The sequence below is a fragment of the Candidatus Paralachnospira sp. LCP21S3_A2 genome, from assembly GCF_052118925.1.
GTDB lineage: Bacteria > Bacillota > Clostridia > Lachnospirales > Lachnospiraceae > Lientehia.
In genome coordinates this window covers 1-24,241 of record NZ_JBQKGG010000011.1, presented here as the reverse complement: position 1 = coordinate 24,241, position 24,241 = coordinate 1, and the positions used below count along the sequence as shown (strand labels likewise).

27 protein-coding genes and 6 pseudogenes are annotated in these 24,241 nt (G+C 38.5%); 2 read left to right on the top strand and 31 right to left on the bottom strand.

The features are described from left to right. Window positions 1-423: 423 nt before the first annotated feature. From ACTQ3K_RS08860 to ACTQ3K_RS08795, 14 genes and pseudogenes are all read right to left on the bottom strand, one after another. A pseudogene (locus ACTQ3K_RS08860) lies at window positions 424-552 on the bottom strand (Maff2 family mobile element protein); the annotation flags it as partial. A gap of 238 nt (window positions 553-790) precedes the next feature. Beyond that, window positions 791-964 (bottom strand): annotated as a pseudogene (locus tag ACTQ3K_RS08855) (carboxymuconolactone decarboxylase family protein); the annotation flags it as partial. 1 nt (window position 965) lies between these two features. After that, a pseudogene (locus ACTQ3K_RS08850) lies at window positions 966-1,379 on the bottom strand (replication initiator protein A); the annotation flags it as partial. A gap of 19 nt (window positions 1,380-1,398) precedes the next feature. After that, a complete protein-coding gene (locus ACTQ3K_RS08845) occupies window positions 1,399-1,623 on the bottom strand; it encodes a hypothetical protein (RefSeq protein WP_441567213.1) in 225 nt (74 codons plus the stop codon). Beyond that, window positions 1,616-1,918, bottom strand: coding sequence for a hypothetical protein (locus ACTQ3K_RS08840; protein ID WP_349141971.1), 303 nt, complete (start codon window positions 1,916-1,918; stop codon window positions 1,616-1,618). Before ACTQ3K_RS08840 ends, ACTQ3K_RS08845 begins: the two co-directional genes overlap by 8 nt. A gap of 148 nt (window positions 1,919-2,066) precedes the next feature. Beyond that, complete coding sequence (locus ACTQ3K_RS08835; RefSeq protein WP_349141970.1) at window positions 2,067-2,429, bottom strand: VOC family protein; 363 nt, start codon at window positions 2,427-2,429, stop codon at window positions 2,067-2,069. Between the two features lie 855 nt (window positions 2,430-3,284). Beyond that, window positions 3,285-4,292: pseudogene (locus tag ACTQ3K_RS08830) on the bottom strand (site-specific integrase); the annotation flags it as partial. 139 nt (window positions 4,293-4,431) lie between these two features. Then, complete coding sequence (locus ACTQ3K_RS08825; protein ID WP_441567211.1) at window positions 4,432-5,310, bottom strand: DUF445 domain-containing protein; 879 nt, start codon at window positions 5,308-5,310, stop codon at window positions 4,432-4,434. Next, window positions 5,304-6,647, bottom strand: a complete 1,344-nt coding sequence (locus ACTQ3K_RS08820) for a citrate/2-methylcitrate synthase (protein ID WP_441567209.1) — start codon at window positions 6,645-6,647, stop codon at window positions 5,304-5,306. The genes ACTQ3K_RS08825 and ACTQ3K_RS08820 overlap by 7 nt, the downstream gene beginning before the upstream one ends. Next, window positions 6,619-7,146 carry a MarR family winged helix-turn-helix transcriptional regulator gene (locus tag ACTQ3K_RS08815; RefSeq protein ID WP_154433061.1) on the bottom strand — a complete coding sequence of 176 codons (528 nt, stop codon included), beginning with the start codon at window positions 7,144-7,146 and terminating at the stop codon, window positions 6,619-6,621. The genes ACTQ3K_RS08820 and ACTQ3K_RS08815 overlap by 29 nt, the downstream gene beginning before the upstream one ends. 51 nt (window positions 7,147-7,197) lie before the next feature. Beyond that, a complete protein-coding gene (locus ACTQ3K_RS08810; RefSeq protein ID WP_441567207.1) occupies window positions 7,198-7,701 on the bottom strand; it encodes a flavodoxin family protein in 504 nt (167 codons plus the stop codon). Between the two features lie 105 nt (window positions 7,702-7,806). Further along, window positions 7,807-9,420 carry a chaperonin GroEL gene (groL, locus tag ACTQ3K_RS08805; protein ID WP_283231171.1) on the bottom strand — a complete coding sequence of 538 codons (1,614 nt, stop codon included), beginning with the start codon at window positions 9,418-9,420 and terminating at the stop codon, window positions 7,807-7,809. A gap of 28 nt (window positions 9,421-9,448) precedes the next feature. Further along, the gene (locus ACTQ3K_RS08800) at window positions 9,449-9,733 is read right to left on the bottom strand and encodes a co-chaperone GroES (RefSeq protein WP_154433058.1); all 285 of its coding nucleotides are present in this window, start codon (window positions 9,731-9,733) and stop codon (window positions 9,449-9,451) included. 211 nt (window positions 9,734-9,944) lie between these two features. Further along, the gene (locus ACTQ3K_RS08795) at window positions 9,945-10,376 is read right to left on the bottom strand and encodes a MarR family winged helix-turn-helix transcriptional regulator (RefSeq protein WP_283231170.1); all 432 of its coding nucleotides are present in this window, start codon (window positions 10,374-10,376) and stop codon (window positions 9,945-9,947) included. A 340-nt stretch (window positions 10,377-10,716) separates the two neighbouring features. Between ACTQ3K_RS08795 and ACTQ3K_RS08790 the strand changes: the two genes are divergently transcribed. Both ACTQ3K_RS08790 and ACTQ3K_RS08785 read left to right on the top strand, forming a co-directional pair. Further along, the gene (locus ACTQ3K_RS08790) at window positions 10,717-11,157 is read left to right on the top strand and encodes an Hsp20/alpha crystallin family protein (protein ID WP_262655201.1); all 441 of its coding nucleotides are present in this window, start codon (window positions 10,717-10,719) and stop codon (window positions 11,155-11,157) included. 72 nt (window positions 11,158-11,229) lie between these two features. Further along, window positions 11,230-11,763 (top strand): HdeD family acid-resistance protein, encoded by a 534-nt coding sequence (locus ACTQ3K_RS08785; RefSeq protein WP_154433055.1) that lies wholly within the window; start codon window positions 11,230-11,232, stop codon window positions 11,761-11,763. A gap of 221 nt (window positions 11,764-11,984) precedes the next feature. On the opposite strand, the gene ACTQ3K_RS08780 is transcribed toward ACTQ3K_RS08785, so the two are convergent. From ACTQ3K_RS08780 to ACTQ3K_RS08700, 17 genes and pseudogenes are all read right to left on the bottom strand, one after another. Next, window positions 11,985-12,143 (bottom strand): hypothetical protein, encoded by a 159-nt coding sequence (locus tag ACTQ3K_RS08780; RefSeq protein WP_441567203.1) that lies wholly within the window; start codon window positions 12,141-12,143, stop codon window positions 11,985-11,987. A 3-nt stretch (window positions 12,144-12,146) separates the two neighbouring features. Beyond that, window positions 12,147-13,118, bottom strand: coding sequence for a helix-turn-helix domain-containing protein (locus ACTQ3K_RS08775; RefSeq protein WP_441567201.1), 972 nt, complete (start codon window positions 13,116-13,118; stop codon window positions 12,147-12,149). Between the two features lie 80 nt (window positions 13,119-13,198). After that, window positions 13,199-13,384, bottom strand: a complete 186-nt coding sequence (locus ACTQ3K_RS08770) for a helix-turn-helix domain-containing protein (protein ID WP_441567199.1) — start codon at window positions 13,382-13,384, stop codon at window positions 13,199-13,201. A 272-nt stretch (window positions 13,385-13,656) separates the two neighbouring features. After that, entirely contained in the window at window positions 13,657-14,217 is a 561-nt protein-coding gene (locus ACTQ3K_RS08765) for a hypothetical protein (RefSeq protein ID WP_441567197.1), read from the bottom strand. Window positions 14,218-14,235: 18 nt separating this feature from the next. After that, window positions 14,236-14,556, bottom strand: coding sequence for a hypothetical protein (locus ACTQ3K_RS08760; protein ID WP_441567195.1), 321 nt, complete (start codon window positions 14,554-14,556; stop codon window positions 14,236-14,238). 51 nt (window positions 14,557-14,607) lie between these two features. After that, window positions 14,608-15,636 carry a hypothetical protein gene (locus ACTQ3K_RS08755; RefSeq protein ID WP_441567194.1) on the bottom strand — a complete coding sequence of 343 codons (1,029 nt, stop codon included), beginning with the start codon at window positions 15,634-15,636 and terminating at the stop codon, window positions 14,608-14,610. Window positions 15,637-15,971: 335 nt separating this feature from the next. Next, window positions 15,972-16,829 (bottom strand): annotated as a pseudogene (locus ACTQ3K_RS08750) (VirD4-like conjugal transfer protein, CD1115 family); the annotation flags it as partial. A 164-nt stretch (window positions 16,830-16,993) separates the two neighbouring features. Next, window positions 16,994-18,207 (bottom strand): annotated as a pseudogene (locus ACTQ3K_RS08745) (HD-GYP domain-containing protein). A gap of 24 nt (window positions 18,208-18,231) precedes the next feature. Beyond that, window positions 18,232-18,387, bottom strand: coding sequence for a rubredoxin (locus tag ACTQ3K_RS08740; protein WP_441567192.1), 156 nt, complete (start codon window positions 18,385-18,387; stop codon window positions 18,232-18,234). Between the two features lie 37 nt (window positions 18,388-18,424). Beyond that, window positions 18,425-19,126 (bottom strand): TraX family protein, encoded by a 702-nt coding sequence (locus tag ACTQ3K_RS08735; RefSeq protein WP_441567190.1) that lies wholly within the window; start codon window positions 19,124-19,126, stop codon window positions 18,425-18,427. 58 nt (window positions 19,127-19,184) lie between these two features. After that, window positions 19,185-20,366: a rubrerythrin gene (gene rbr, locus ACTQ3K_RS08730; RefSeq protein WP_441567188.1), complete on the bottom strand. Its 1,182-nt coding sequence runs from the start codon at window positions 20,364-20,366 to the stop codon at window positions 19,185-19,187. Beyond that, a complete protein-coding gene (locus ACTQ3K_RS08725; RefSeq protein ID WP_441567186.1) occupies window positions 20,359-20,766 on the bottom strand; it encodes a Fur family transcriptional regulator in 408 nt (135 codons plus the stop codon). Before ACTQ3K_RS08725 ends, rbr begins: the two co-directional genes overlap by 8 nt. A gap of 135 nt (window positions 20,767-20,901) precedes the next feature. Further along, a complete protein-coding gene (gene yaaA, locus ACTQ3K_RS08720) occupies window positions 20,902-21,654 on the bottom strand; it encodes a peroxide stress protein YaaA (protein ID WP_441053828.1) in 753 nt (250 codons plus the stop codon). Beyond that, on the bottom strand, window positions 21,654-22,109 hold the full coding sequence (locus ACTQ3K_RS08715; RefSeq protein ID WP_441047713.1) for a peroxiredoxin: 456 nt from the start codon (window positions 22,107-22,109) through the stop codon (window positions 21,654-21,656). The genes yaaA and ACTQ3K_RS08715 overlap by 1 nt, the downstream gene beginning before the upstream one ends. A gap of 3 nt (window positions 22,110-22,112) precedes the next feature. Next, window positions 22,113-22,325 carry a DUF6219 family protein gene (locus tag ACTQ3K_RS08710; protein WP_279207536.1) on the bottom strand — a complete coding sequence of 71 codons (213 nt, stop codon included), beginning with the start codon at window positions 22,323-22,325 and terminating at the stop codon, window positions 22,113-22,115. Window positions 22,326-22,411: 86 nt separating this feature from the next. Continuing rightward, on the bottom strand, window positions 22,412-23,215 hold the full coding sequence (locus tag ACTQ3K_RS08705; RefSeq protein WP_441567183.1) for an ATP-binding protein: 804 nt from the start codon (window positions 23,213-23,215) through the stop codon (window positions 22,412-22,414). 99 nt (window positions 23,216-23,314) lie between these two features. Next, window positions 23,315-24,127, bottom strand: a complete 813-nt coding sequence (locus ACTQ3K_RS08700; RefSeq protein ID WP_441567181.1) for a sensor histidine kinase — start codon at window positions 24,125-24,127, stop codon at window positions 23,315-23,317. Between the last annotated feature and the right edge of the window lie 114 nt (window positions 24,128-24,241).

Sequence of the window (24,241 nt, the reverse complement as noted above, 5' to 3'; positions counted from 1 at the left end):
TGATTATAGTTTTATTTAAGAATACCTTGCCGCATATTTTTTACTCCTTTTCTGGAATGAGGCTATTATATCACATCAGTTTTAGGAAAACAAGTATCTAAAAGAAATTTTTCTTCCCCTTATATGTAACAATCATACCGGCTTCCTAGCGTTCAGAATGTTTTCTGCTGTCTGCTGTGGTGTTTGGTTGGAATTGTCCAGCCAAAAGCCGATCCGTGGTGTTGTCTGCATTTTACTAAATACAAATTCAATGTATACAGAAAGATATAAGGAGTGGGAGGGATTCCGCCGTAGTTGGCATTGTAGGAAAATCCAAAAGTTTAGATTTTCCCACAATGCTTATCTTTTGGTCTTTGGTTCGGAATAGTGTAGTGCTGGCGGTCTATCTCTTGTTTTCGGTTGCTTGCTTCCTTACCGTACATGAGCATTTGCACCGGGGTTGTCATTGCCGTAGCCTTCCAGAAGGTTGATTGCACCCCAGATACCGAGACCTGCACCGAGAGCTACTACCAGAGTCTGCAGAACACCGACTGCGCTGTTGAAAAATGCCATCAATTTTTCCTCCTTTGCCCGGATCCGAAGTATGGTTGGTGGATAACCGGGCCATCAGTAAAAAAATGTGGATATAACAAAGCCCTCCTCAATAGCTGCATGTGCACCTGCAGCCGGAGAAGGGCAGAAAAATAGCCAGAACTGATGATCAGTCAGTCCTGGCTATGTAAATGTATTCGGTTCAACAAAACCGGAAGTTGTCTGGTTCTTTACATAGATGAAATATCAATTCTACGGGCTATTGAAGTATTCCGTACTGTTCCTCTGTAACCGGCTCCAACCATTCGTTGGAGCTTTCTTTACCGGGTACTTCGATAGCCAGATGACTAAACCATGAATCCGGTGCAGCTCCATGCCAATGCTTCACTCCTACCGGAATATTCACGCAGTCTCCCGGCTTCATTTCCACAGCATGTGATTTCGACACTTCCAGAAGTGTCATTTTGACATTTCAAGAAATGTCTCTCCACAGGGTTATCCACCGATATGAAGTTCTTTACATAGATCAGGTTTGGTTTTCCCAGACCCTGACGCTTCCTCTCAATGAAACCGACCTTGTCCTCCAAATCCGATAACAACTGGATCGCTTTTTTGTTTCCGCAGTTCATGTCCGCCATGATTTCTTCAATCGTGCAGATGATATACACGCGGCCCTGTTCATCGATCCATCCGTTTTTCGCAGACAGGGGAACGCGGTCCAGTAAGATGCCATATAAAGTTTTCGCCTCAGCAGACAGATATCTGAACCGGTCATTCGTAAAAAGCACCTTGGGAACCCGGTAGAAGGCAAACTGTTCTGCCTGGGCTCCGTAGAAATAATCAAACACTCATAGTCACCACCTGCTTTCAGGAGAATTTATCGCGCTTCAGAGGCTTCTTGCGAAACACATCCTTATCCTTACCGTAGGGACACCTGGTGAACTGGCACCGGCGATACTTGAAATCCGGGCGATAGTAGAGGCAGTGAGCGCAGCTTCCGGGTTTATGCTCTGATGCACTCCCGGGATTTTCTCTCTTTGCAGCCCTCGCCAGCTTCTCATATCTGCGGAAGACATCATCCTTCTTACTCATTTGCCGCACCTTCTTCCTTTGAGCGGTTAGCCCGGTTTGCTCTGAGCCATGCGTCCAATTCCTTGTAGCAGACAGCGCTGACACAGGGATGGCCTTTGGCGTAACAGCAGCCCTCACATTTCTTTTCCTGCTCGGTCTTTACTGCCTCAGCCAGGTAGTAGCAGTTCTGCGTACCAAGCACACAGCCGACCTTGCGGTTTTTCCAGAAGAAGCACTTGCGGCAGGTATCCGGCTTGTCATCGTAGTATCTGATCCCATCGATCAGAATGGTTTTGCGTCTCACTTTTTTTCTCATCACGATATCCTCCATAGTTTTGATCAGTCACCGGGGAAGTCCGGAGACGACAAAAGCCCTGTGATGAGGATTAGTCACCACAGGGCTATGTAAGATATCGATATTAAGTCATTCAGGAGAACGACAAACTGAAAGTAGTCGAGATGTGTTACACGGGTGTTCCTACTTCAATCAGATTTCCGTCAGGGTCATAAAATCTGACTACCTTTTGCCCCCAACTGTGTGTCATCAGACGATTGACATATTCGGTTTCGGGGTAGAGCAGCTCAAGTCGTGCCACAAATTTTTCTATATCGGGTTCTTCAAAATATAATTCGGACTGATTGCTGTTTGAAATTATGCGTTTTTCCGTAAAATCTTCCCAGTAACCCAACTCCTGCAAATACAAATGATCCGTCAGTTCCATATTTCCGTCATTGTCTTGTAGAAGTTGAAGCCCAAACATATCACGATAAAACTTTAGAGCACGGTTGCAGTCTTTAACAACAATAAGCGTTCCTTTGTATTTCATATACGCTATCCTCCAAATCCCGGTTTGCTGCTTTCTCTAATTTCGGTGGTTGATTTTAGAATTCTAAAATCTCGTCACCCGATTTTCTAACGTCTTTAGAAATCAGCCCTCAAGTCTTTTCTTCCGTCATAGCAGTTCCAGGTATCGTATTTCAGATTTCTGCAGCAATAGGGGAGATTTATCACAGATTTACACCCAGATACACAGGTGAACACGAAAACATGCGCCATTTTTAGCCAAAAGTCATTTTGTGACGTTTTTTCTGATTAGCAAAATGTCCTGTGATTTTGGATGACATCTAATCCGGTTAGAAAAAAAGCGGGAGATTTTTCATCTCCCGCGCTGTTGACTGGCGTCCCTGGGCGGGCTCGAACCGCCGGCGTTCCGCTTAGGAGAGCTCTGTGGTTCTGTCAATCCCTGTCAAGAACTGATATGTTTAGCCTTTTATTATCAAGGACTTTTTTTATTTTCGAATCAAATTCTGGTAATCTGAATACCCTTTCTGTCAAGACCAGATAAGACCTGAAAATTAGCAGATTCTTTGCAGCTGCTAACATCCGGGGAAAGCTCTGTTGTTACTGACAGATATCATCTTCCGGCTACCATCCCCTTACAAGCGGGAATGATAAACAATATTCAATTGACCAGATTTCTATTATTACTATACACCGTTATTGAAAATTTGTCTATGGTGTTTCGACCACGACAGCCAACTTAAATACGAACATATCCAGTTGCCGGCCCAGCACCATTTTCCCAGAATCTCCTTCATTTCATAATTATCTCCATCATTTTTTGTTCATATGAAGGAGATTTGTTGAATATGATTGAAATTGTTTTACTTTATCTATCCCCTTATTTCATCGTCTTCGCCAGTGACGCAAGCAGTGCCGCCATCTCAGGATTATTAAGAACCTTTGCAAGCAGTTCTGCATCCACGCCTTCCGGAACCGCTACCGTGTTTTGTGATGTATTCGGATGCATCTGCGGATCCAGATCTTTTTTCTCATAAAATGCTTCTTCAAACAGCTCTGCATTTTTCTTCCGGTCATCATCCAGGATGTGGGAATATACATCCGTAACCATGCTGACCTGGGCATGTCCGGAATCTCCCTGGACAGCCTTAATATCTCCACCATTCAGTTTCAACTTATAGGTAACACTGCTGTGTCTGAGACTGTGGAAAACAACCGGTGGGAGATCATAGTCCTTAATCAACTGATTTAATGGCTTCCGGATCGCGCCATCCCCCAAAGGAAGACCAAACGTACTTGCCATGACCAGGTTATAGTCCATGTATTCATCTCCAAGAACTTCCTTTGTCTCATCCTGTTTTTCTTTCCACTCGATCAGCATCTTTGCGACAGACTTTGGAAGGAAAACCTTTCGGACACTGCTGTCTGTCTTCGGTGTTTTCAAAACACGGACTGTTTTATTGGTCTTGCTTTTTTCCGGAAATATCAGCAGCACATCTTTTGCATCCAACTCTTTTAAAGCGGATTTGCTCACTCGCTGGGATTCCTTATTAATAAACAGATATGCCCGGTTTTCCTCAATTGCTTCCTCCGAGATGTCCACACAATCCCAGGTAAGCCCCAGAAGCTCACTGATCCGGAGAGAGCAGGAGAAGGAAAGATTCATTGCCAGCTTTAGCCGATCATCCTCACATACTTCCAGTGCGTACATCAGAGTTTCTGCAGTCCAAATCTCACGTTTCTTTGTTTTATGTTTTGGTACGGTCGCATAGATACAAGGATTCTTCTCCATCAGCTCCCATTTGACAGCCTGTTTAAAACAGCTTCGGAGAAGTTTATGGATATCTCTGATGGTACTGGTAGATACATATTCATTCTTTCGTTTCCCAAACAGTGTTCATCAATACAATCACAACTACACAGTAAATTCCTGTTGTCCTCTTGTCCTATTTGTGCTATATCATATATATCTTTTCATTCATCCATGAAAACTTAGTTTACAATCATTATCTTCTTTACATAAGAAATTATATAATAATATTTAAAACTCCTAAAACTGCACCTACTAAAGCCCCAAGATTTACAATTGTATCCAATTCTTTTTTCATCACAGTCAGCACCAGTTTCTCCAGACTATCTACATTCATAGCATTGATTTTATCTTCGATAATTTCTGCAATATTCAAATTACCGATCGGCTTTCCGATGACAGAATCAATTGATTTGTGATAAAAATCTGCTACTATTTTTCGAACAGCTCCTTCCGAAATATTCATATGGTTACAGAGATCTATGACAGATTGTTCTCCTAACGTATCAATTTTAGTTTCCAGTTCTTCCTTTATAAAATCTGGTCCTTTTTCATTAATATACTTTACTATTTCTCCTCCAACAGGCTGTATCAGGGAATTAAGCATTTCATCATTCAGAAACATTTCCAACATGGAGCCCTTTGTTTTGGCTTTAACAGCTTTTCCGGCTTCCTGAACAATAAGATTATCCAGATTCATATGTTGAACAGAATCAAGGATCTGGCTGGACAGTTCAGAAATCAATCTGTTTTTTATCTCTTCATAATTCAACTCGGACGAACATACTTTTGAAACACAGGTATGAAGATCAACAGATAATCCCTGAACAATCTGATCCACAACAGCATTTTCTGTTTCCAAAGAAATCATTTTCTGTTTAATATCATCTTCCGTTAGAAGATCGTCCGCCACAATAATTCCGATTGCTCTGGCAAGCCTTGGCTTTCCTTTAGGAATTGCCCCCGGAGTAAAAGGAAGTTTTCGTCCAAAGATTCTGACTTCCTGTTTAGGATAAAACAGCATTTTGACAGCGATATAATTAGTACAGTATCCAATCAATGCCCCTATAATGGGTCCTGCCAGTTTTTCTAACATTTTTCTTTTTCCTCCATAACACTCATATAAGCCGGACGGATAATCTTATCTGTGCAGATCAGTTCTTCCATACGATGCGCACTCCACCCGACTACCCTCGCTACTGCAAAAATCGCAGTATATAATTCACGTGGAATGCCTAGCATGTCATATACAAATCCGCTGTAAAAGTCCACATTCGGGCTCACTCGTTTTATAGTATTTCTGTTTTCTGCAATCAGTTTAGGTGCAATCACTTCAACATTCTCATAGAGCTGGAGATCGCTCTCCCGGCCTTTCTCTCTTGCCAGCGCTTCCACATATTTTTTAAATACTCTTTCTCTTGGATCCGACAATGTATACACCGCATGTCCCATTCCGTAAATCAACCCTTTTTTGTCAAATACCTGTTTGTCAATTATCTTCATAAGATATGCTGATATTTCTTCTTTATCAGAAAAATCCTTTACATTTTCCCGTATATTATCCATCATCTCCACAACTTTTTTGTTTGCGCCGCCATGCTTCGGTCCCTTCAAAGATGACATAGCGGCAGCAATTGTTGAATATGTATCTGAACCGGAAGAGGTCACCACTCTGGTTGTAAAAGTAGAATTATTTCCGCCGCCATGTTCCATATGAAGAATCAATGAAGTATCCAGAACTTTCGCTTCAACCGGTGTGTATTTCTGATCATGCCTGAGCATCATTAGAAGATTCTCAGCTGTAGACAGTTTCGGATCCGGATTATGGATATACATACTCTGGTTTTTTTCGTAATGATTATAGGCATGATATGCATATACAGCAAGGAGTGGAAATTCACTAATCAGTTGGATGCACTGCCGCAACGAATTACTGACGCTGATGTCTTTTGCCTTTTTATCATAAGCAGCCAGTGTCAGAATACTTCTTGTCATTGAATTCATAATATCCTCAGATGGTGCCTTCATAATAACATCTCTGGTAAAGTTCGTTGGAAGCGTTCTGCATGTGCCAATCACTTCCCGGAACTTTTTTTCTTCATCTTCTGAAGGCAATTCCCCCATCAACAGAAGATAAGCGATCTTTTCAAAACCAAGCTGTTCTTCTCCAAGATTGCCAATCAATTTTTCTACCTTATATCCACGATACCACAATTCCCCGTCACAAGGTACTTTTTCTCCATCTTTCACACATGATGATACAATACGGGAAATCTTAGTCAAACCGGTAAGCACACCTTTTCCATTTTCATCCCGCAGCCCCCGGTTAACACCAAACTCTTCATACAATCTAGGATCAATATGATCATTTTTCCGGCAGATAGCTTCATTCTGCACAGCATAATCATTCATCCGCTTCATCAGCTCTCCCATACGAATCGACCTCTCCCATCCCTTTTATTTCGCTGCACATCAGGTTATCCAGTTGTTTCATCATTTTTAATAACATGATCAAATTATCTTTTCCGAATTTGTTGATCACTTTTCCATAGCATTCTCTCAGAATCATTTCCTGACCCTTAAACAGTTTCTGTCCCGTTTCTGTAACAGTCACATATGTTCCTTCACTTCCGCTTCCTTCATAAGACCACAGTACCAGTCCACGATCTTTCAGCTTTTCTACCATTTTTGATGTCTGCCGTATTGTCAGCTGCATCTTTTCTGATAAATCCTTTAAATACGTTCTCCCATTATTATTTGGAGAATTTTCTCTCTCAGATTCTATAGTATACAAAGCAATATACTCCTGAAGTGTCATTTTACGAAACAGTTCCTGTATTTTTCCTTTGTTCATCAGATACCGACGATAGGTTAATTCATTTGTAAACTTTCTGATTTCATTTGCATTCAATATTTCTCTCTGCTCTGGCATCTTCAACCGCTCCTCTCTTTTTATTTACATCAATACATGTTATTTTCTTATTTAATCCCCAATTTCTGCCTGAATTTTAATGGCAAAATCAACCGCATTTTCCAGATCTTCTTCATCCGGATGGGTATTTCCCAGTCGAAACATCTGCTGCATCTCTTTTTCTTTACTTGGCATCTGGCTGATCATAATTTTCCTTCTATCAGACTCCACATTCCCCTGACAGAGAAACATTCCCAGATACTCTCCCTCGTCCGGGTACCAGACTTCAAGATTTTTTTCAAGCTTTTCTTTATATTGGTCTGTCGGCACATAACCGCAGGTAACGAACACTGCATATTTTCCGCCTGTAATCTGCTCAAATACATCTGAGATATCCATGCTGCAGGAATAACCATGAATTCCAAACCCGATCAGATAGACATCCGCCGCAGGTATATCCTGCTCTGTATCAATATCTACAATTGTTTTATCCTCTGTATTTAAAGCACCATAGATCTTTTCTGCTATTAAACGTGTATTGCCACTTTTTGACTGATATATAACTGCATATTTCATAATGGACCTCATTTCACATAAAAACAGAAGCGAACAAAAAGAGGAGATGTACCAGCCATCTCCCCATTTTGTTGCTCGCCAATGATTTGATTTTACCTGTTCTCTTTAATACATTTCCGGCTGTGGCTGCGGCGCAGGTGTATTTTCCTTAATGTCCGCTACCGCAGCTTCTGTAGTAAGAAGTGTAGCTGCCACACTTACCGCATTCATTAATGCATTCTTTGTTACCTTCACCGGATCAATAATACCCTGTTTCATCATATCCACAAAGGTTTCTGAGGCTGCATCAAATCCCATGCCAGGCTCACTCTTCTTTACCTTGTCTACGATAACCGGGCCTTCCAGACCTGCATTTTCCACAATCGTATACAGTGGTGCTTCCAGTGCCTTTGCTACGATTCTGGCTCCGGTCTTCTCATCACCCTCCAGGGCTGCTAACAGTTCCTCTACCTTTTTCTGTGCATGGATATATGCAGATCCGCCACCGCAGATAATGCCTTCCGATACGGCTGCTTTTGTTGCGTTCATGGCATCTTCCATGCGGTATTTAGCCTCTTTCATTTCTGTTTCTGTTGCCGCGCCGACACGGATCACTGCAACGCCTCCGCCCATCTTCGCGATACGGTCCATGAGTTTATCTTTATCAAAATCGGATGTTGTTTCAGCCATCTGTCTCTTCAGGCTGGCGATGCGTGCATCAATGTCTTCCTTGTTCCCGGCACCGTCTACGATCGTGGTATTTTCCTTTGTAACCTTTACAGATTTTGCACGGCCAAGCATATCCATCGTGGTATCTTTAAGTTCAAGGCCAAGATCTTCCATGATCACCTGACCGCCGGTAAGTGTTGCGATATCTTCAAGCATTGCCTTTCTGCTGTCACCATATCCCGGTGCCTTTACAGCAACGACCTTCAGGGTACCTCTCAGTCTGTTGACAATCAATGTGGTAAGTGCCTCTCCCTCCACATCTTCTGCAATGATGAGGAGTTCTTTCCTCTCTCTCATCACATTTTCCAAAATGGGAAGGATGTCCTGGATATTTGAAATCTTCTTATCAGTCATGAGGATATAAGGATCCTCCATGTTGGCGATCATTTTTTCTTTATCATCACACATGTATCCGGAAAGATATCCATTATCGAACTGCATACCTTCGACTACGTCGATCTCCGTCTTCATGGTCTTTGATTCTTCAATCGTAATAACGCCGTTCTCTCCGACTTTTTCCATTGCATCGGCAATCATCTCACCGACTTCTTCATTACCGGAAGAGATTGCAGCTACTTTTGCAATATGATCCTTCCCAGTAACAGGATGGCTCATTTCTTCAATTGCCTGTACAGCCACATCTGCTGCCTTCTTCATTCCTTTTCTTAAAACAATGGCATTTGCACCTGCTGCGATATTTTTCATTCCTTCTTTTACAAGTGCCTGTGCCAGAACTGTAGCTGTTGTTGTTCCATCTCCCGCAATGTCGTTTGTCTTGGTAGCCACCTCTTTTACAAGCTGTGCGCCCATATTTTCAAAACGATCTTCCAGTTCGATCTCTTTTGCAATGGTCACACCATCGTTTGTAATTAATGGTGCACCGTAAGATTTATCCAGTACAACATTTCTTCCTTTTGGCCCCAATGTTACCTTTACTGTATCTGCCAGTCTGTCTACGCCGGCTTCCATTTTTTTTCGAACATCAATATCAAAACTAATCTCTTTTGCCATGATAATTTCCTTCTTTCTACTGTTTCTATTACTCGACAATTGCCAGAATGTCATCCTGGATTACAATTTTATATTCTTCGTCGCCAATTTTTACTTCTGTGCCGCCGTATTCAGAAATAATGACTTTATCTCCTTCTTTTACCTGCATGGCAACCCTCTGTCCGTCTTTACATTTTCCCGGACCAACTGCAATTACTACAGCTTCCTGCGGTTTCTCTTTTGCGCTGTCTGGCAGAATGATTCCTGATTCTGTCTTTTCTTCAACATCCTGATACTGAAGAACTACTTTGTCACCCAATGGTTTTAATTTCATATGAATAACCTGCCTTTCTTTTGTTAGCACTCTTGCTTGTTGAGTGCCATCGTGTTTCGCAAAAAATATGTTTCTCGCGAAACATGTTTTATTTTTAAATTATTTATTTTTAAAGTATTATATCACCTGTATTTCTCTTGTCAATAGGTTTCCAAAATAATTTAAAAAAGATGCGAAGCACCTTAACCATTACTTTGCATCTTTTGATCATCTAAATTAATTCACTTATATTTTTCCTGATTTTTTCCGATACTTCCCGAAAAACCTTCAATTCTTCTTCCGACACACCTTTTAAAATCATCCCGTTCATTGCTTCCCTTCTCTTCGTCATTTCTGTTACCAGATCCTTCGCATAATCAGATATTTCATAATGAATATATCTTCTATCATTCTTATCCGGTATCGCAATAAGATAATTTCTCCTGCAGAGACTGTCAACTGCCTGCGAAATATGTCCACGGTTCATCATCAACTGATGGTGGATATCCGTAGAGGTATTATGTGTTCCGCATTTTGACAGGAAGTATAATATCTCCAGTTCTGCTCTTTTCATATCATATTTTTCTCGTAATTCAACGCTCTGTTCCTCTAACAGCTTTTTAAATTGTCCTCCCTGCAATATGATATCAATTTGTGTATCCATTTAGTTCAGCTTCTTTCAATGTTTTTTTCATTCTATCACAAGTTTAATAATTCGTCACCATTTAATTTTAAACGACTTTTTTGTTTCCTCTTAATTAATGATTAACATCTGGAATCTATTCCGCTGAATCTAATATCAGTAATTATTTTATTTCGCAAAGTTCACAAAATCTTCACACAATTATTAGCACTCTCTATTGACGAGTGCTAATTCATATGTTATATTACACATAGAACAAAGAAAGAGAATATGATTTTTCTTCCTGATATTCATAAATCAACACTTCGGGTTTCTCCGATAGTGCAAACTTTAGTTTATGTCATGAAAGGAGATATGACTTATGTTAATGCCTAGTATTTTTGGAGAAAATTTATTTGATGATTTTATGGATGATTTTGCTTTTCCGGACATCGATAAAAAATTGTATGGAAAACATGCTCCCCATATCATGAAGACTGATGTGAAGGAAAAAGACAACGCTTACGAAGTGGCAATTGATCTTCCTGGATTTAAGAAAGACGAGATTCAGATCCAGCTTGAAAACGGTTATGTAACTGTAAGTGCAGCAAAAGGTCTGGATAAAGATGAAAAAGATAAGGAAGGAAAATATATCCGCCGCGAGCGTTATACCGGAAATGTAAGCAGAAGCTTTTATGTAGGAAATAATGTTCAGAGAGAAGACATCCATCCGAAATTTGAAAATGGTATTCTTTCCTTTACTGTTCCAAAAGAGCAGAAGGCAGTAGAAAACAACTCACATTATATTTCCATCGAAGGTTAATCTCAAACGGGCAGGGAATAAAACCCCTGCCTGTTTTAAAAGCCAAATGCAATCGGAAAAGAGGTTTTTGATATGAGTAAAACGACATCAAGAGTATTATGGATTTTAGCCGGAATCTTTCTGATTATAACCGGGATCGGATGTTTGAGGAATCCCGGAAAAATTCTTTATGGTCTTCCCATTATCTTTGGAGTTGCCATGATGTTTTCCGGCATTATAGATATTGTGATATTTGCAGCCGGTCATGATTATATGGCAGGATCTGGCTGGTTTCTTGCTGACGGCATTCTAACCGTACTGATGTCTTTATTCATTTTGGGAAATGGATGGTTTACAGCAATGACTATTTCCTTTATTTTAGGAATGTGGCTGATTTTTTCAGGTATCACCAAACTGGTTAATTCCTTTGACCTTCAAAAACTGGGAGTAAAGGGCTGGGGCTGGTTTACAGTACTTGGAATCCTTCTGACTGTGATTGGTTTTCTGTCATTCACACATCCATTTGCAAGTATTGCAGCTATGGCCTGGGTAATCGGATTTTTCCTGATCCTACAGGGTATTGTATCTGTCATGCGTGGATGCTTTTCCAATCGCTTCTGGATGTAAAATATAACAAAAAATAACATTGCCAAGGAGGAAAAAAGGCACCTCTTCATATAGATTCGGCTGCATACAAAATTGTGTGCAGCCTTTTTTAACGAATGCCTAATTCCAAAAACAATTTGAATATTCTTGTGCGATGAAATCGCACTTCCGGAAATCTGGAAATCAGATGTCTGGGAAGTGGAAATCATCTTATGCGAGTTTACTCGCGTAATGTTTTATTGCTAACTTCCCATTTCTTCTTTATATTCGATTTCTTTCTTACGTTTCTTTGCTTCTGCCTTTGTAGCATAAGTCTCCCATTTCTGCTTCCGTTTTCCGTCTGCATCCGTATAGGAATAGATCACATTAAATTTTCCATTTCGTTCTCTGATCGACGCCATAATCTAACAGCTCCTTTCTGTATTTCTCTTTTCCAGCCACGCTTCAAATTCTTTTCGTTTAATCCGCACATGGGTTCTTACCTTTACAACCGGAAAATATCCTTTGGTACACCAGTGATTTATCATGGACCGGCTGACCTTTGCCATAAAGGCAGCTTCATCTATGGTAAGATACTGCAGATTGCCATTCCGTCCACGGTCCCCGGTCTGTACAAGTTTCTTGCTCCGAAAATCCGCCAGTGCTGCATTTTCTTCCAGTGCCAGTTCTTCATAATCGTTCGCCGGATCCAGATGATATTCATCCTGCCCATCCAAAAACTTTTGGAAACTTTCCTTCGTGATCCTTTTTCGGTCAGCAATTGTGACGAACTCAAAGAAATGCTTATACTTTTGACTATTCAGGATACTATATACCTGATGTCTGGTGATTCCCAACTGTCTGGCCATTTCCGGCATGGTGAGAGTTGCAGCTTCCATTTCCGCATCCTTCTTTTTGTCTTCCTTCGTCCGGTATCTGGACTGTCCGTCATACCATTTCTGAAATGCAGATTTTGGCACGCGTTTCCAGTAATCCACAATCACGACCTCGATATTATTCCGCTTGATCAGGTCATAAACAACACCATCCGTAAGCTCCAGCATTTCTGCAAGCTCCGGAACAGAATAGGACCATTTTTTCAATTCCTTTCCCGGTTCTTCGCCGGTGACTTTATGGTATTTAATCTGATTTGCATACCACTTTTCAAAGCTCTCAATATTGACCCGCATCTTTCCAGCCAATTCTTTCGTCTCAAAATAATTTTTATGTACCAGCCAATAGCGGTCCGTTTTCTTAAGACCCAGGAGCGCCCCCATTTCAGAAACGCTCATCCATTTCTTTTTCGCAGAACGCAGCCTTTTGTATGGGCTGTTTGCTTCCACTTCTTTTACCAGTTCCTCATATTCCTCGGCATTCATTCTTTCCTTCTCATCCATGAAGCTTTCCTCCTTCTTCCCATACCATACCGCACTTTTTCAAAAAATTTTAGGATGTCGATTTTTATCCGGATAGGAGATTAGTGGGCGGATTCCGGCAGTTTATCCAGCCAGTCATCAAAGCTCTTTTTGGAAATACGGTACTTTCCGCCATCCAGCTGGATCCACCGGAATTCATTTTTCTTCAGAAGGTTGTATATTGTCGGTCTGCTGACACCAAGGATCTCCTGTAACTCTTTTACTGTATAACATCTTTTTTCTGCCATATGTCATTACCTCACATTTCATTAATATAGAAGGTCAAATAAAATTCCTTCTATCTATCCAACTTTTCAGAGGGTCTTATACAACATGTTTCAGTAAAAAAATGTCAAGATGAGAAAAAGGGCATAAAGAAACCTCCGTATGAAATGAATCATACGAAGGTGTAAAGGTATTCATACAATTATTAAAAACAGAACATATATTGTTTCTTAAAAAATCAACAAACTGGAAGTTTCACCTACTCAATAAACTGATACAAATTTTCTGTTGTTCCTCAATTCCTATTTATAAAATTTGCAATTTTGTCTTTTAGAATATTCCAATTACCAGAATTATCAACCAGAATAACTGGATTCTCTGGAACATCAATCTGCTGTTTTTCTAAAAAATACCAAGAAATTCCATCAGTAAATATTATTTTGTCACATTTCTCAAATTCATGTTCAATTTCAGGAGTCTTCTTATACTTCAAAGGTACATAGACACCTTCATCAGAAAATAGGGGGCATTTGAATTCTACAAATGCATTTGCTTTGCAAGGTTTTTCGTAGGAATATTGCGATGGAACAAATTGAAAATCTGGTATTCCACCAATATGCTCTTTACCATCCTTACCAATAAACTTTATAGAACAGTTTTCAAGATTCTTAATCATAGACGGACTAGTATTTGCACCACGAGATTTCCAATCCGCACAATGTACTAACTTAATTTGCTCATTTCTAAACTGGCAAAAAAACAAATATAGCACTGCATAAAATGAAAATTCCCAACGACTATTTTCATAACAATACTTAATTTCACTAATATATTTATCTCTTGACAATTCTTGCATTCCACACCTCCAAAAACTTCAAATCTTCTCTAATTGATTCTCTCCGGATAATCCACTTTGATATTTTACTTCAATCCCAATTCCTACACTGGATAAGGGTATATATCCATCAATCTCGACTAAACCATTTTCTGATCGTTTCCAGAACTCAATATCAAACTCTTCGTCCGAAAGGCCAGCCAGAATTTGATTTACCTGAGGGTCTTCGCTAACCGCATGATTCTTAAAAATCTGGTTCAACCCTCTGTTAAAAGGCAAATATCTCATTGTTCCAAAAAAATCTCCTGTCAACTTATCCTCCAGATATGTAGTAAATTTATGATAAATTTCAGCGATCATATAAAACTCCTTAAAAACTTCATCACAAATGAAATATGTTCTATAAATAAACTAAAATTCTTCCCAGGTTCTACCATTTAAATCTTCTGCAATCTTCTTTGTATCAGGCATAATATTATATCCAAACATATCTGCAAGATTAAAGAATTTACTTTTCTGAATTGGATTCTTACTGCTTTTTCTAAAATCTATCGGATAAAACTTTTCAACCATAAAATACCTATGACAGATTGTTCGAAGATTGTATCCATAGTCTTTCGCCCGATAGATTGCTTCATTAATTCGATCCATTTCATCTTGCGTTACAGGATCATCATTTTCAGATTTATATTCCATATTACCATCGATCTCTACCGCAAGAATTGTCTTTATTAATTTTCCAATCGCTCGAATACTTTTGTCCTTATATAATCCTACATATCCATGTTCTGAATATTTCCGAGATTCCTGATCATAAAACAAATTCAAATCCATATTATCCTGAAAAGTTGTTCCTGCCACAATTGCCCTCATCCATTTATAACTGTCAGGAATTAGTTGTTCGTCAAAACAATATTTTTTGAAATCGTCCAAGACAGATACTATCTCCGTATCTCTATCATCAATAACGTCTTCCATTGCTTCCACAAGCTGTTCAAAAGTAAGATTCACGTGCTTTATAGGATGAATAAGTTTTTCCATGTTTTCACAATTGAATTTTTTCAATTCTACAGACATTCCATCAAATAATTGTCGTTTCATTGGTTTGGGATCAATGGTTAGTAACACCTTGATATCCTCTGTCCCAAATTGTTTCAGATGATTCAAAAGTTGTTGTTTATCAAATTGATTATATAATTTAGTCTCTACAACTATCTTAAAGCTTTTTTGACTAATTACAGCATCTGGTACACTTTCATCTCCGGCCACCTGCAGATCAAAAGTAATTTCCGGACTTTCATCGCCTCCAAGAATGAGTGAATTTAACATAGAGAAAAATTTATCCGCATTATAATTATACAAGCGGGATAGCATCAACATCGTGTTGGATGTATCAACATTTTCTTTTGAGTGATATCTTTGAAAATAATGTATTTGCATATTGTTCCTCCAAAATAATCATTTGGCCTTTAAAGATTTCTGTTGTCTGGCAGATTCAACCCATTTTGAAAATTCCCAATCCAATGGTACTTCATCAATGACTTCCATAAGCTTTCTTTCATAATTCAGGTATTCATCATACTCAGTTATCCTACTCCATGCACAAGATAAAGCAGGAACACCATACTGCTTTTTTGCAATATGCTTTACACTTTTCCGTGGGGATCAATGCTGCAATCTTCTCCATGTGAAAGATAAACGGAATATAATCCTCTTCAATAGAAGTAAATTCAAATACAAAGAGGGATTCACTTCTCCCCCTGCGTCTCATTGTTCTAATCCACATATCGTTCTCCTTCCTCAGCCTCTATGGCTGCAATGTCTTCTTTCGTTATTTCGTATTCATGCATTTCAAATGCTGTATCCCTGGAAATAACCAGCTTGTGTTCCAGATACTTTTCGATATCGAACTCATTTTTCCTGTTGTAATCAGAAAGTTCCTTATACCTTCTGTGCTTCGTAATATCATATTTGTCACTGAAAAACGGACGAACACCCCGAAGCTGCAGGATACACTTATTGCCATCCATGACTGCCAGCTCATCCCGGCTCATCAGATCTTTTCCTGTCTTCTGATAATTCAGTCCATAGGAGCGGTTATTCCCTCTGGTATCTGATGTGTTATACAGATCAATGGTCTCTTTCCCCAGTGTCTCGGATATCTCCTTTAGGGTAGAACTTTCTTTTCCACCAAGAAATAAGACCGTATCACAGTTGCCTATGATGGTTTCTGCCGCATCCTTATAGATTGTTTTTAGCTGGGACTGTGACTGCAAAATAATAGAAGCCGATATTTCGCGGCTTCGGATCGTAGCAATCAGCTTGTCGAATTTTGGAATCTGCCCGATATTACTGAACTCATCCAACAACAGACGGACATGATAAGGCAATCTTCCTCCATGCTCATCATCTGCTTTATCGCAAAGCAGATTGAAAAGCTGGGTGTACATGATAGCAACAATAAAGTTGAAGGTGTCATCTGTATCACTGATAATGACAAACATGGCTGTCTTCTGGTCTCCCAGCATGTCAAGCTCCATCTCATCGTATCGTGTCAGCTCGCGAAGCTCTGCAATATCAAATGGGGCTAATCTGGCACCACAGCTAATTAAGATAGATTTGGCAGTTTTTCCAGTAACAAAATGTCAATAGTTTTTTAATCACTTTTTCCCAAAAATGGGCAAAAAAATAGAGCATATGAAATTTTCCATACACTCTATTTTATATTGTATTTCAAATTTGTCAGATTAAGTATAAATTGCAATTTTATTGAATAAAATCACACGCTTTAACACGCTTATTTGAAGCACTCTCTAATCTTGTTTGAAATATCAGAATCAACAAAGCCTTTCTGTGCCATATCATCAAGTATCCCACACGCTTTGTCATGTGACAAACCCTTCTTATAAGGTCTGTCTTCGGTAAGTGCCTGATAAATATCAATGCACGCCATAATACGTTCTGGCTCATTTAATTCATCAGCAGTTTTTCCAAAAGGATATCCTTTTCCATTTAACTTTTCATGATGAAGAGCCGCCCAGTCTCGTATTTCCTCAAAATCATTAACTTCCGACAATATGAGATATGTATAACCAGCATGATTTTTCATTTTTGAAAATTCATCATCCGTAAGTTTATCCGGTTTTTCCAAAATTTCATTACCAATTGCCATTTTTCCGATATCGTGCAAAGCACCTGCCAGATACATTTTCTGTACACTTATTGAATCAAACCCTATGTATTTGGAAAAGAGAGCCGCTTTTTCAGCCACCCCTATAGAATGCATACTGGTAAAAGGCGATTTATAATCTACAATCTTTGCAAAGAAATCTGCAACATTTTTACACGTTTCCCAGTCAAGATCTTGTTTTTCCCTTGGGATGATTTTCCATAGCTCTGATTCAAAAGAATCATCCCTTAAATCCTGGAAGGATTCTTTTGAGAATGCTTTAAGAAAAGCATCCACACATTCGGAATCAAATAACCGATCCTTGTTTTTTGAAAGATACTGGCATATAAAGTCCCATCTCTGCTCATTAAAATCCTTACTGTTTCCAATGATATCAATCATATCAGCAAGATGAATAATTCTTGCAAATAATGGTGTTTCCTGCCATGTCTTCTGAAATGGACCCGTTCCATCAGCATGTTCATGGTGATATAATATGACATTTGAAACATCTGTTTTAAATGGAATTTTTGAAATATTTTTCTCACCATAAATGCAATGGAGATTCGTTTTTCTTCTGATAAATCAATATCCGAATTATTTTTCAATTCTTCAGAAATATATTGTGTCAGAGCGTTATCATGTAACAATGCACATATGGCTAAATCTTGCAGCGCATCACTTTGGATTGCCCAGTATTCAGCCATACGCACACTTATATATGCAACTCTTTTCCCATGTTTATTTTTGATATTTACCAGTTCTGCTTCAATACAATCCAAGGCATATGAGCAGGCTCCTGCCAGTCCGACAATATCTATAGCAAGTTGCTCTTTTTTCATTGATATAATCCCATCATAATTTATTTATACTTCTGAGAACTGATCTTTTCCTACGGAACATAACGGACATTCAAAATCTTCCAGAACATCTTCCCATTTTGTTCCCGGTGCGATACCACCTTCTGGATATCCTTCCTCTTCATCATACTCCCATCCGCAAACATCACATACGTATTTCATTAGTTAATCCTCCTAATTCTGATTTTCTTAAGTATTATTAAAATCCAAAATACATTTTTATCATACCCAGAACGAAGAGATGTACTGGATAAAACAAATAATTTACAATCTTATTCTGCCTTCCCCGTTCTCCATTATATGTAAGGGTTAATCCAAATCCCAATAATGCCCACGGTTCTTTATACATAGCCAAAAAGCAAAATGGAATTGCCCAAACAGGTTTTTCATGAAAAATATATAAAAAATACCCAATTAAGACTGCATGATACTCATAATCCAATCCCAATATCATCGCACTCAGGCATCCGGCTCCCACGATTACAGCGGAAATGAAATACCATAATATACGCCAGCGTACTCCTATTTTTTCTTTTAATGTATCTATGATCCAAATGATAACGAGTACCAAAGCCAATGTGAACATAATATTATTTCCATTTGGCTCAAAATAGGATGCCGTTGTAAACATGTCATATGGAATTTCTGAGATTATTCCAAACAAAAGAAGCATACCTAAATATTTCCACCTGTTTGTCGTTCTGAAATAACCTTCTATCAATAAAAATATAAAGATCGGGAAAGCTATTCTTCCTAATATGTCAAAAATATCACTTATCACAAGCAATATTCCTCCATTCAAATTAGGATAAATCAGAGCCTTATTTACATGATCTATGAGCATAGTTGTAAATGCGATATACTTTAATTGTGCTCCGGATAATATTTTCAGTTTGTTCATTTCCGTTCCTCATTGTATCGTATAACAGACATACCCATATTCATATCTGCAATTCACATTAATAATTTTCTGCATGTACTTCAAAATAACTCTGCGGGTGATTGCATACCGGGCATACTTCCGGTGCTTTTGTTCCTACTACAATATGTCCGCAGTTACGGCATTCCCAAACTTTCACTTCACTCTTTTCAAATACCTGTGCAGTTTCGATATTTTTAAGAAGTGCACGGTATCTTTCTTCATGATGTTTCTCAATCTCTCCTACCGCTCTGAATTTTGCAGCAAGTTCCGGAAAACCTTCTTCCTCTGCTGTTTTGGCAAATCCTTCATACATATCTGTCCACTCGTAGTTTTCACCTTCTGCAGCAGCAGCTAAATTTTCTTTTGTGTCACCAATTCCAGCCAGCTCCTTGAACCACATTTTTGCATGTTCTTTCTCATTATCGGCTGTTTTTAAGAACAATGCTGACATCTGCTCATAGCCTTCCTTTTTTGCAACAGAAGCAAAATAAGTATATTTATTTCTTGCCTGTGACTCTCCTGCAAATGCCTCCTGTAAATTTTTCTCTGTCTGTGTTCCTGCGTATTTGTTTACTGCCATTTCCTTTACCTCCGCTTTCTTTATCACTTTTTCAAAATCTGATGCCGGATGTTTGCACAAAGGACATACAAAATCATCCGGTAATTCTTCTCCTACATACTCATATCCACAGATCCTGCAGCGCCATATTGTCTGACCATCTTCTGTTTTTCCTACTGCCTGTGGCTTAGGTTTTATGTGATTCTGATAATACTCATATGTTACAGAAGGGATATCACTTAAGACTTCCATATCTGTTATTTCGCCAATAAACATCGTATGGGAACCCAGATCTTCTGTTTTATTAACACTTACAGAAATATACGCATTTGTTCCTTCTGTGATATAGTAAATGCCATTTTCGCCCCTTGCACATTTTTCAAATATTTCAAACTTATTCATATCCCGCCCGGATTGAAAACCAAAATGTTTAAATAATTCAAACTGGGCACTCTGGCTTAATACTGACACTGTGAATTTTCCGGTCCTTTGGATCATTTCATGTGTATAATTTGCCTTATTTACACAGATACTTAATTGATTTGGTTCCGATGCCGCCTGGATCGCAGTGTTAATGATACAGCCATTATCCTTTTGGGCTTCTCTGGCAGTCAGTACAAATAATCCATAACTCAGCTTATACATTGCTTTTTTATCCATTCTGCTCCTCCTTCATCTTCTCCCTGCATCTCGGACAAATGCCTTTAAAGGAAATATCATATTCCAAAAAATCAATTCCATGCGTATCATGAATTCTTTTCATTAAATCCGGTATTTCCTCCATATCTACATCCGATACCTCACCACATTTTATGCATCTCACATGATAATGATTTTTCAATGTGATATCGAACCGGTTTGCTCCATCTGGCACTTCAACCTTTCTCAGAGCCCCTTCTTCTGACAGTATATCAAGATTTCTATATACCGTTCCTTTTCCAATGGTAGGATATTCCATCTTTAGAAATTCATATACTTCATTTGCTGTAACATGCCTTTTCATTTCATATACGGCATTTTTCACAAGATCTTTCTGAATTGTATTTCTTCTGTTAGTCATTTGTCCTCCTTATTAGGATTTGTTCTTAATTAGAAGTATATATCAGAAGTTTTAAAATGTCAACATTAAATTAGTAATAATTACTATTTTTAAAATGATGATAGCACTTTGTAAATATCCCTTTTTCGCACAATCTTATTCCATAATTTTTCGTTCAAAAACATATTCCATTTCAGATGATAAATCTCTTCTAAAATTGTATCCAAGTCTGTCAAACGTTTGTACGTCTGCAGGATTTTCAATTTCTTTTTCTGCCATATATCTGACCATCTCACCACGAGCCATCTTAGCATATGTACCTTTTGTTACCAGTTTATCCCCTGATTGTTCACAAAACGTAACCGTAATATATTTGTCTTTATCTGATAAATATTTTTCTATACATTTCGAGTATTCTTTTGATGCAAGATTAATGATAATCCTGCTGTCATCAAGCACTGAACGATATAATCTTTCACCCCAATAGTCATATAGATTTTTTGTATCTTCTATTTCAGCTTTCGCCTGCATCTCCAGGCGATAAGGGGTCACACCATCCATCGGTTTTAGAACACCATAAAACGCAGACAGTATCCTCAAATGATTTTGTATATAATCAAACTGCTGGTTTTCAAACACAGATGGTGCCATATACTGAAATGCGATTCCCTCATACGATAAAACAGCCGGTGTAAGCATATTATAAAGATCCATATTTTCTAATCTGTTGAAATTTTGTTCTGCAATCTTGTCATTACATTTCCAGATAGCTTTTAATTCTTCTTTTGATCTGCTTTTCATCCAGTTCAATATCTCTGCTGTCCTGTCAATAAATTCTGGCAGTCCAACTGGTGCTATACTATCTGTATCGGTAATCATTTTTTTTGCAGGTGATAATATAATCTTCATTATGCCAATTCCTTAAGCATGTTTTCAGGATCATTCGCCGCCCTGACTTTATCATTTGCTTTTATAATGATTCCACACTCATCAATAAGATATGTAGTTCTTACCACACCCATAGAAACTTTTCCATAGTTTTTCTTTTCTTTCCAGACATCATACGCTTCAATAACTTTACGTTCCGGATCAGCTAAAAGTGTAAATGCAAGTCCGTATTTTTCTTCAAATCTTTTATGAGATGCTACGGAATCTTTACTAACCCCAAGAATGACCACCCCCTTTTCCATGAATTGAGGATATCTTTCTGAAAAACCACATGCCTGCTTCGTACATCCTGCTGTATTGTCCTTTGGATAAAAATATAAAATCACTTTCTTTCCTGCATAATCGGATAATCTATGGATTTTTCCATTCTGATCTGGTAACTCAAAATCTGGTGCCTTTATTCCTACTTCAAGCATTCTTTACTCCTCCGTCTTTGCCGCTTTCTCTTTATTAACCTTTGCTTTCCTATTTCCGGAAATCATTTTATGCCCTGTATATATAGCCATTATCATGCACAAAAGAGAACCCACTGCAAAATATTTATGATTTGATTTTGAACCTTTTTGTCCTGTATAAAAAGTACCAAGCATTGTAATTAACGCTCCTAGTGACCAGTATTTATGTGCCTTCATACGATACCTCCGTTTTTATATTTTTCAGTGTCTGTAACAGTAATTATACTCTACAGCAAACCTGTGTCAATTTAATAGCAAAGCAATCACAGACATTTATTATTTTTTATACAATCTATTTTTATCTGTTCACAAATAGTTTTTTTCACTTTTTCAATATCCAAAGGTTTTGCTAAATGTGCATTCATTCCTACATCTAAACATTTCTGTACATCTTCCTCAAAAGCATTGGCGGTCATTGCAATGATCGGAACTGTGCCTGCATCTGGTCGATTTAATGATCGAATCGCTTTAGTAGCTGCTAGTCCATCCATTACCGGCATCATGATATCCATAAGAATTGCATCGAATGTTCCCACTGGATTATTATTGAATAATTCAACAGCCTGCTGCCCATCATTGGCCATTGTAATAATTGCACCTTCATCTTCCAAAAGCATTTCTGCAATCTCGGCATTCAACTCATTGTCCTCGACTAACATAAGATTCAAACCATGAATATTATTCTTCTTATCAGTCTCTTCCTTCTTAGCTTTTTCTGGTGCAGATGCTATCTCAAAAGGCAGTTCAATTACAAAGGTTGATCCCTTTCCAATTTCACTGGTAACAGAAATCATACCACCCATTTTATCAACCAGTTTTTTCACAATAGACATACCAAGTCCGGTTCCATGATAAACGCTGCGGGCATCCGCTTGTTCTTGTGAAAAAGGTTCAAAAATATGTTGCAGAAATTCTTCACTCATGCCAATTCCTGTATCAGAAATTGTCCAGCGATAAGTAATCACATTATCCTTTTCCTCTATACATTCCTGTTTTGTTGAAATTTTTCCACCAGGATTTGTAAATTTAATACTGTTTCCATATATATTCAAGAATATTTGTCGCAAATGCAACGGACTTGCTATGACATACGGATGTACAAAAGCAACATCTCCTGAAAAATCCCATGAAATTTCCTTATCCGAGGCATTTCCTTCTATAATAGCCTAAATATCACAAAAAACATCAGATAAACAGACCAATTCTGATGAGAATTCTTCTCTTCCATCCTCTAATTTACTCATCTGTAAAACATCATTAATCAAGGACAATAAGTGATTTGCCGCCTTTTCCATCTTTTTGTAATTTTCACGTACAAGTTTCTCATCATCACTATGTGCCACATTGATTTTCAATAGACCAATAATTCCATTGAGTGGTGTGCGAATATCATGACTCATATTAAGAAGGAATTTAGATTTCGCCCGATTTGCAGTATCTGCTGCAATCACTGCCTTACGGAGCATTTCTTGCTGTTCAAGTTCTTTTTTCTTTTCTTCATCAATAACTTGATATGTGTAGAGTACTTGTGTCAAGCTACCTCTGTCATCTCTTGAAACCTCAACAAAACTTCCCCTCACCCAGCCGGAAAAAACACCTCTGTACTCCTTACTTAAATATCGTTGCGAATCCATACGCTGTGGCAGCGTATTTAAATCAACAAATTTTAATATATCTTGCTGATTTTTCACATTTGCGGTCTTTTTTATTGCTATGGAAATAGCCTGTTGAGAAGATGAGTAACCATCAAGAATTTTAATAACTGCATCTTCTGCTTTTATAGGTACAAAAGTATCTGTTACAAGGTTAATTAGAAATACCCCTGTATAAATATCAGAAAGGGCAACTGTCGTCGCATTAAGTTCCCCTATTTTCTCCTGCTGCTCTTTCTCTGATTCAAGTTTGGCAATTTTATGCACTGCCTGTCTATTTGCCTTTTGCAGATGTCCCACAATAATAATATTAGAAATAACTCCCAATACATGAATATTCTTGTGCGGCAGAGCCGCCTGTCCAGTGTAACGTGAGCCACCTGTCCAGACGGAGTGAGCCACAATAAATATGCGAGTTTACTCGCGTAATGCTTTATCCAA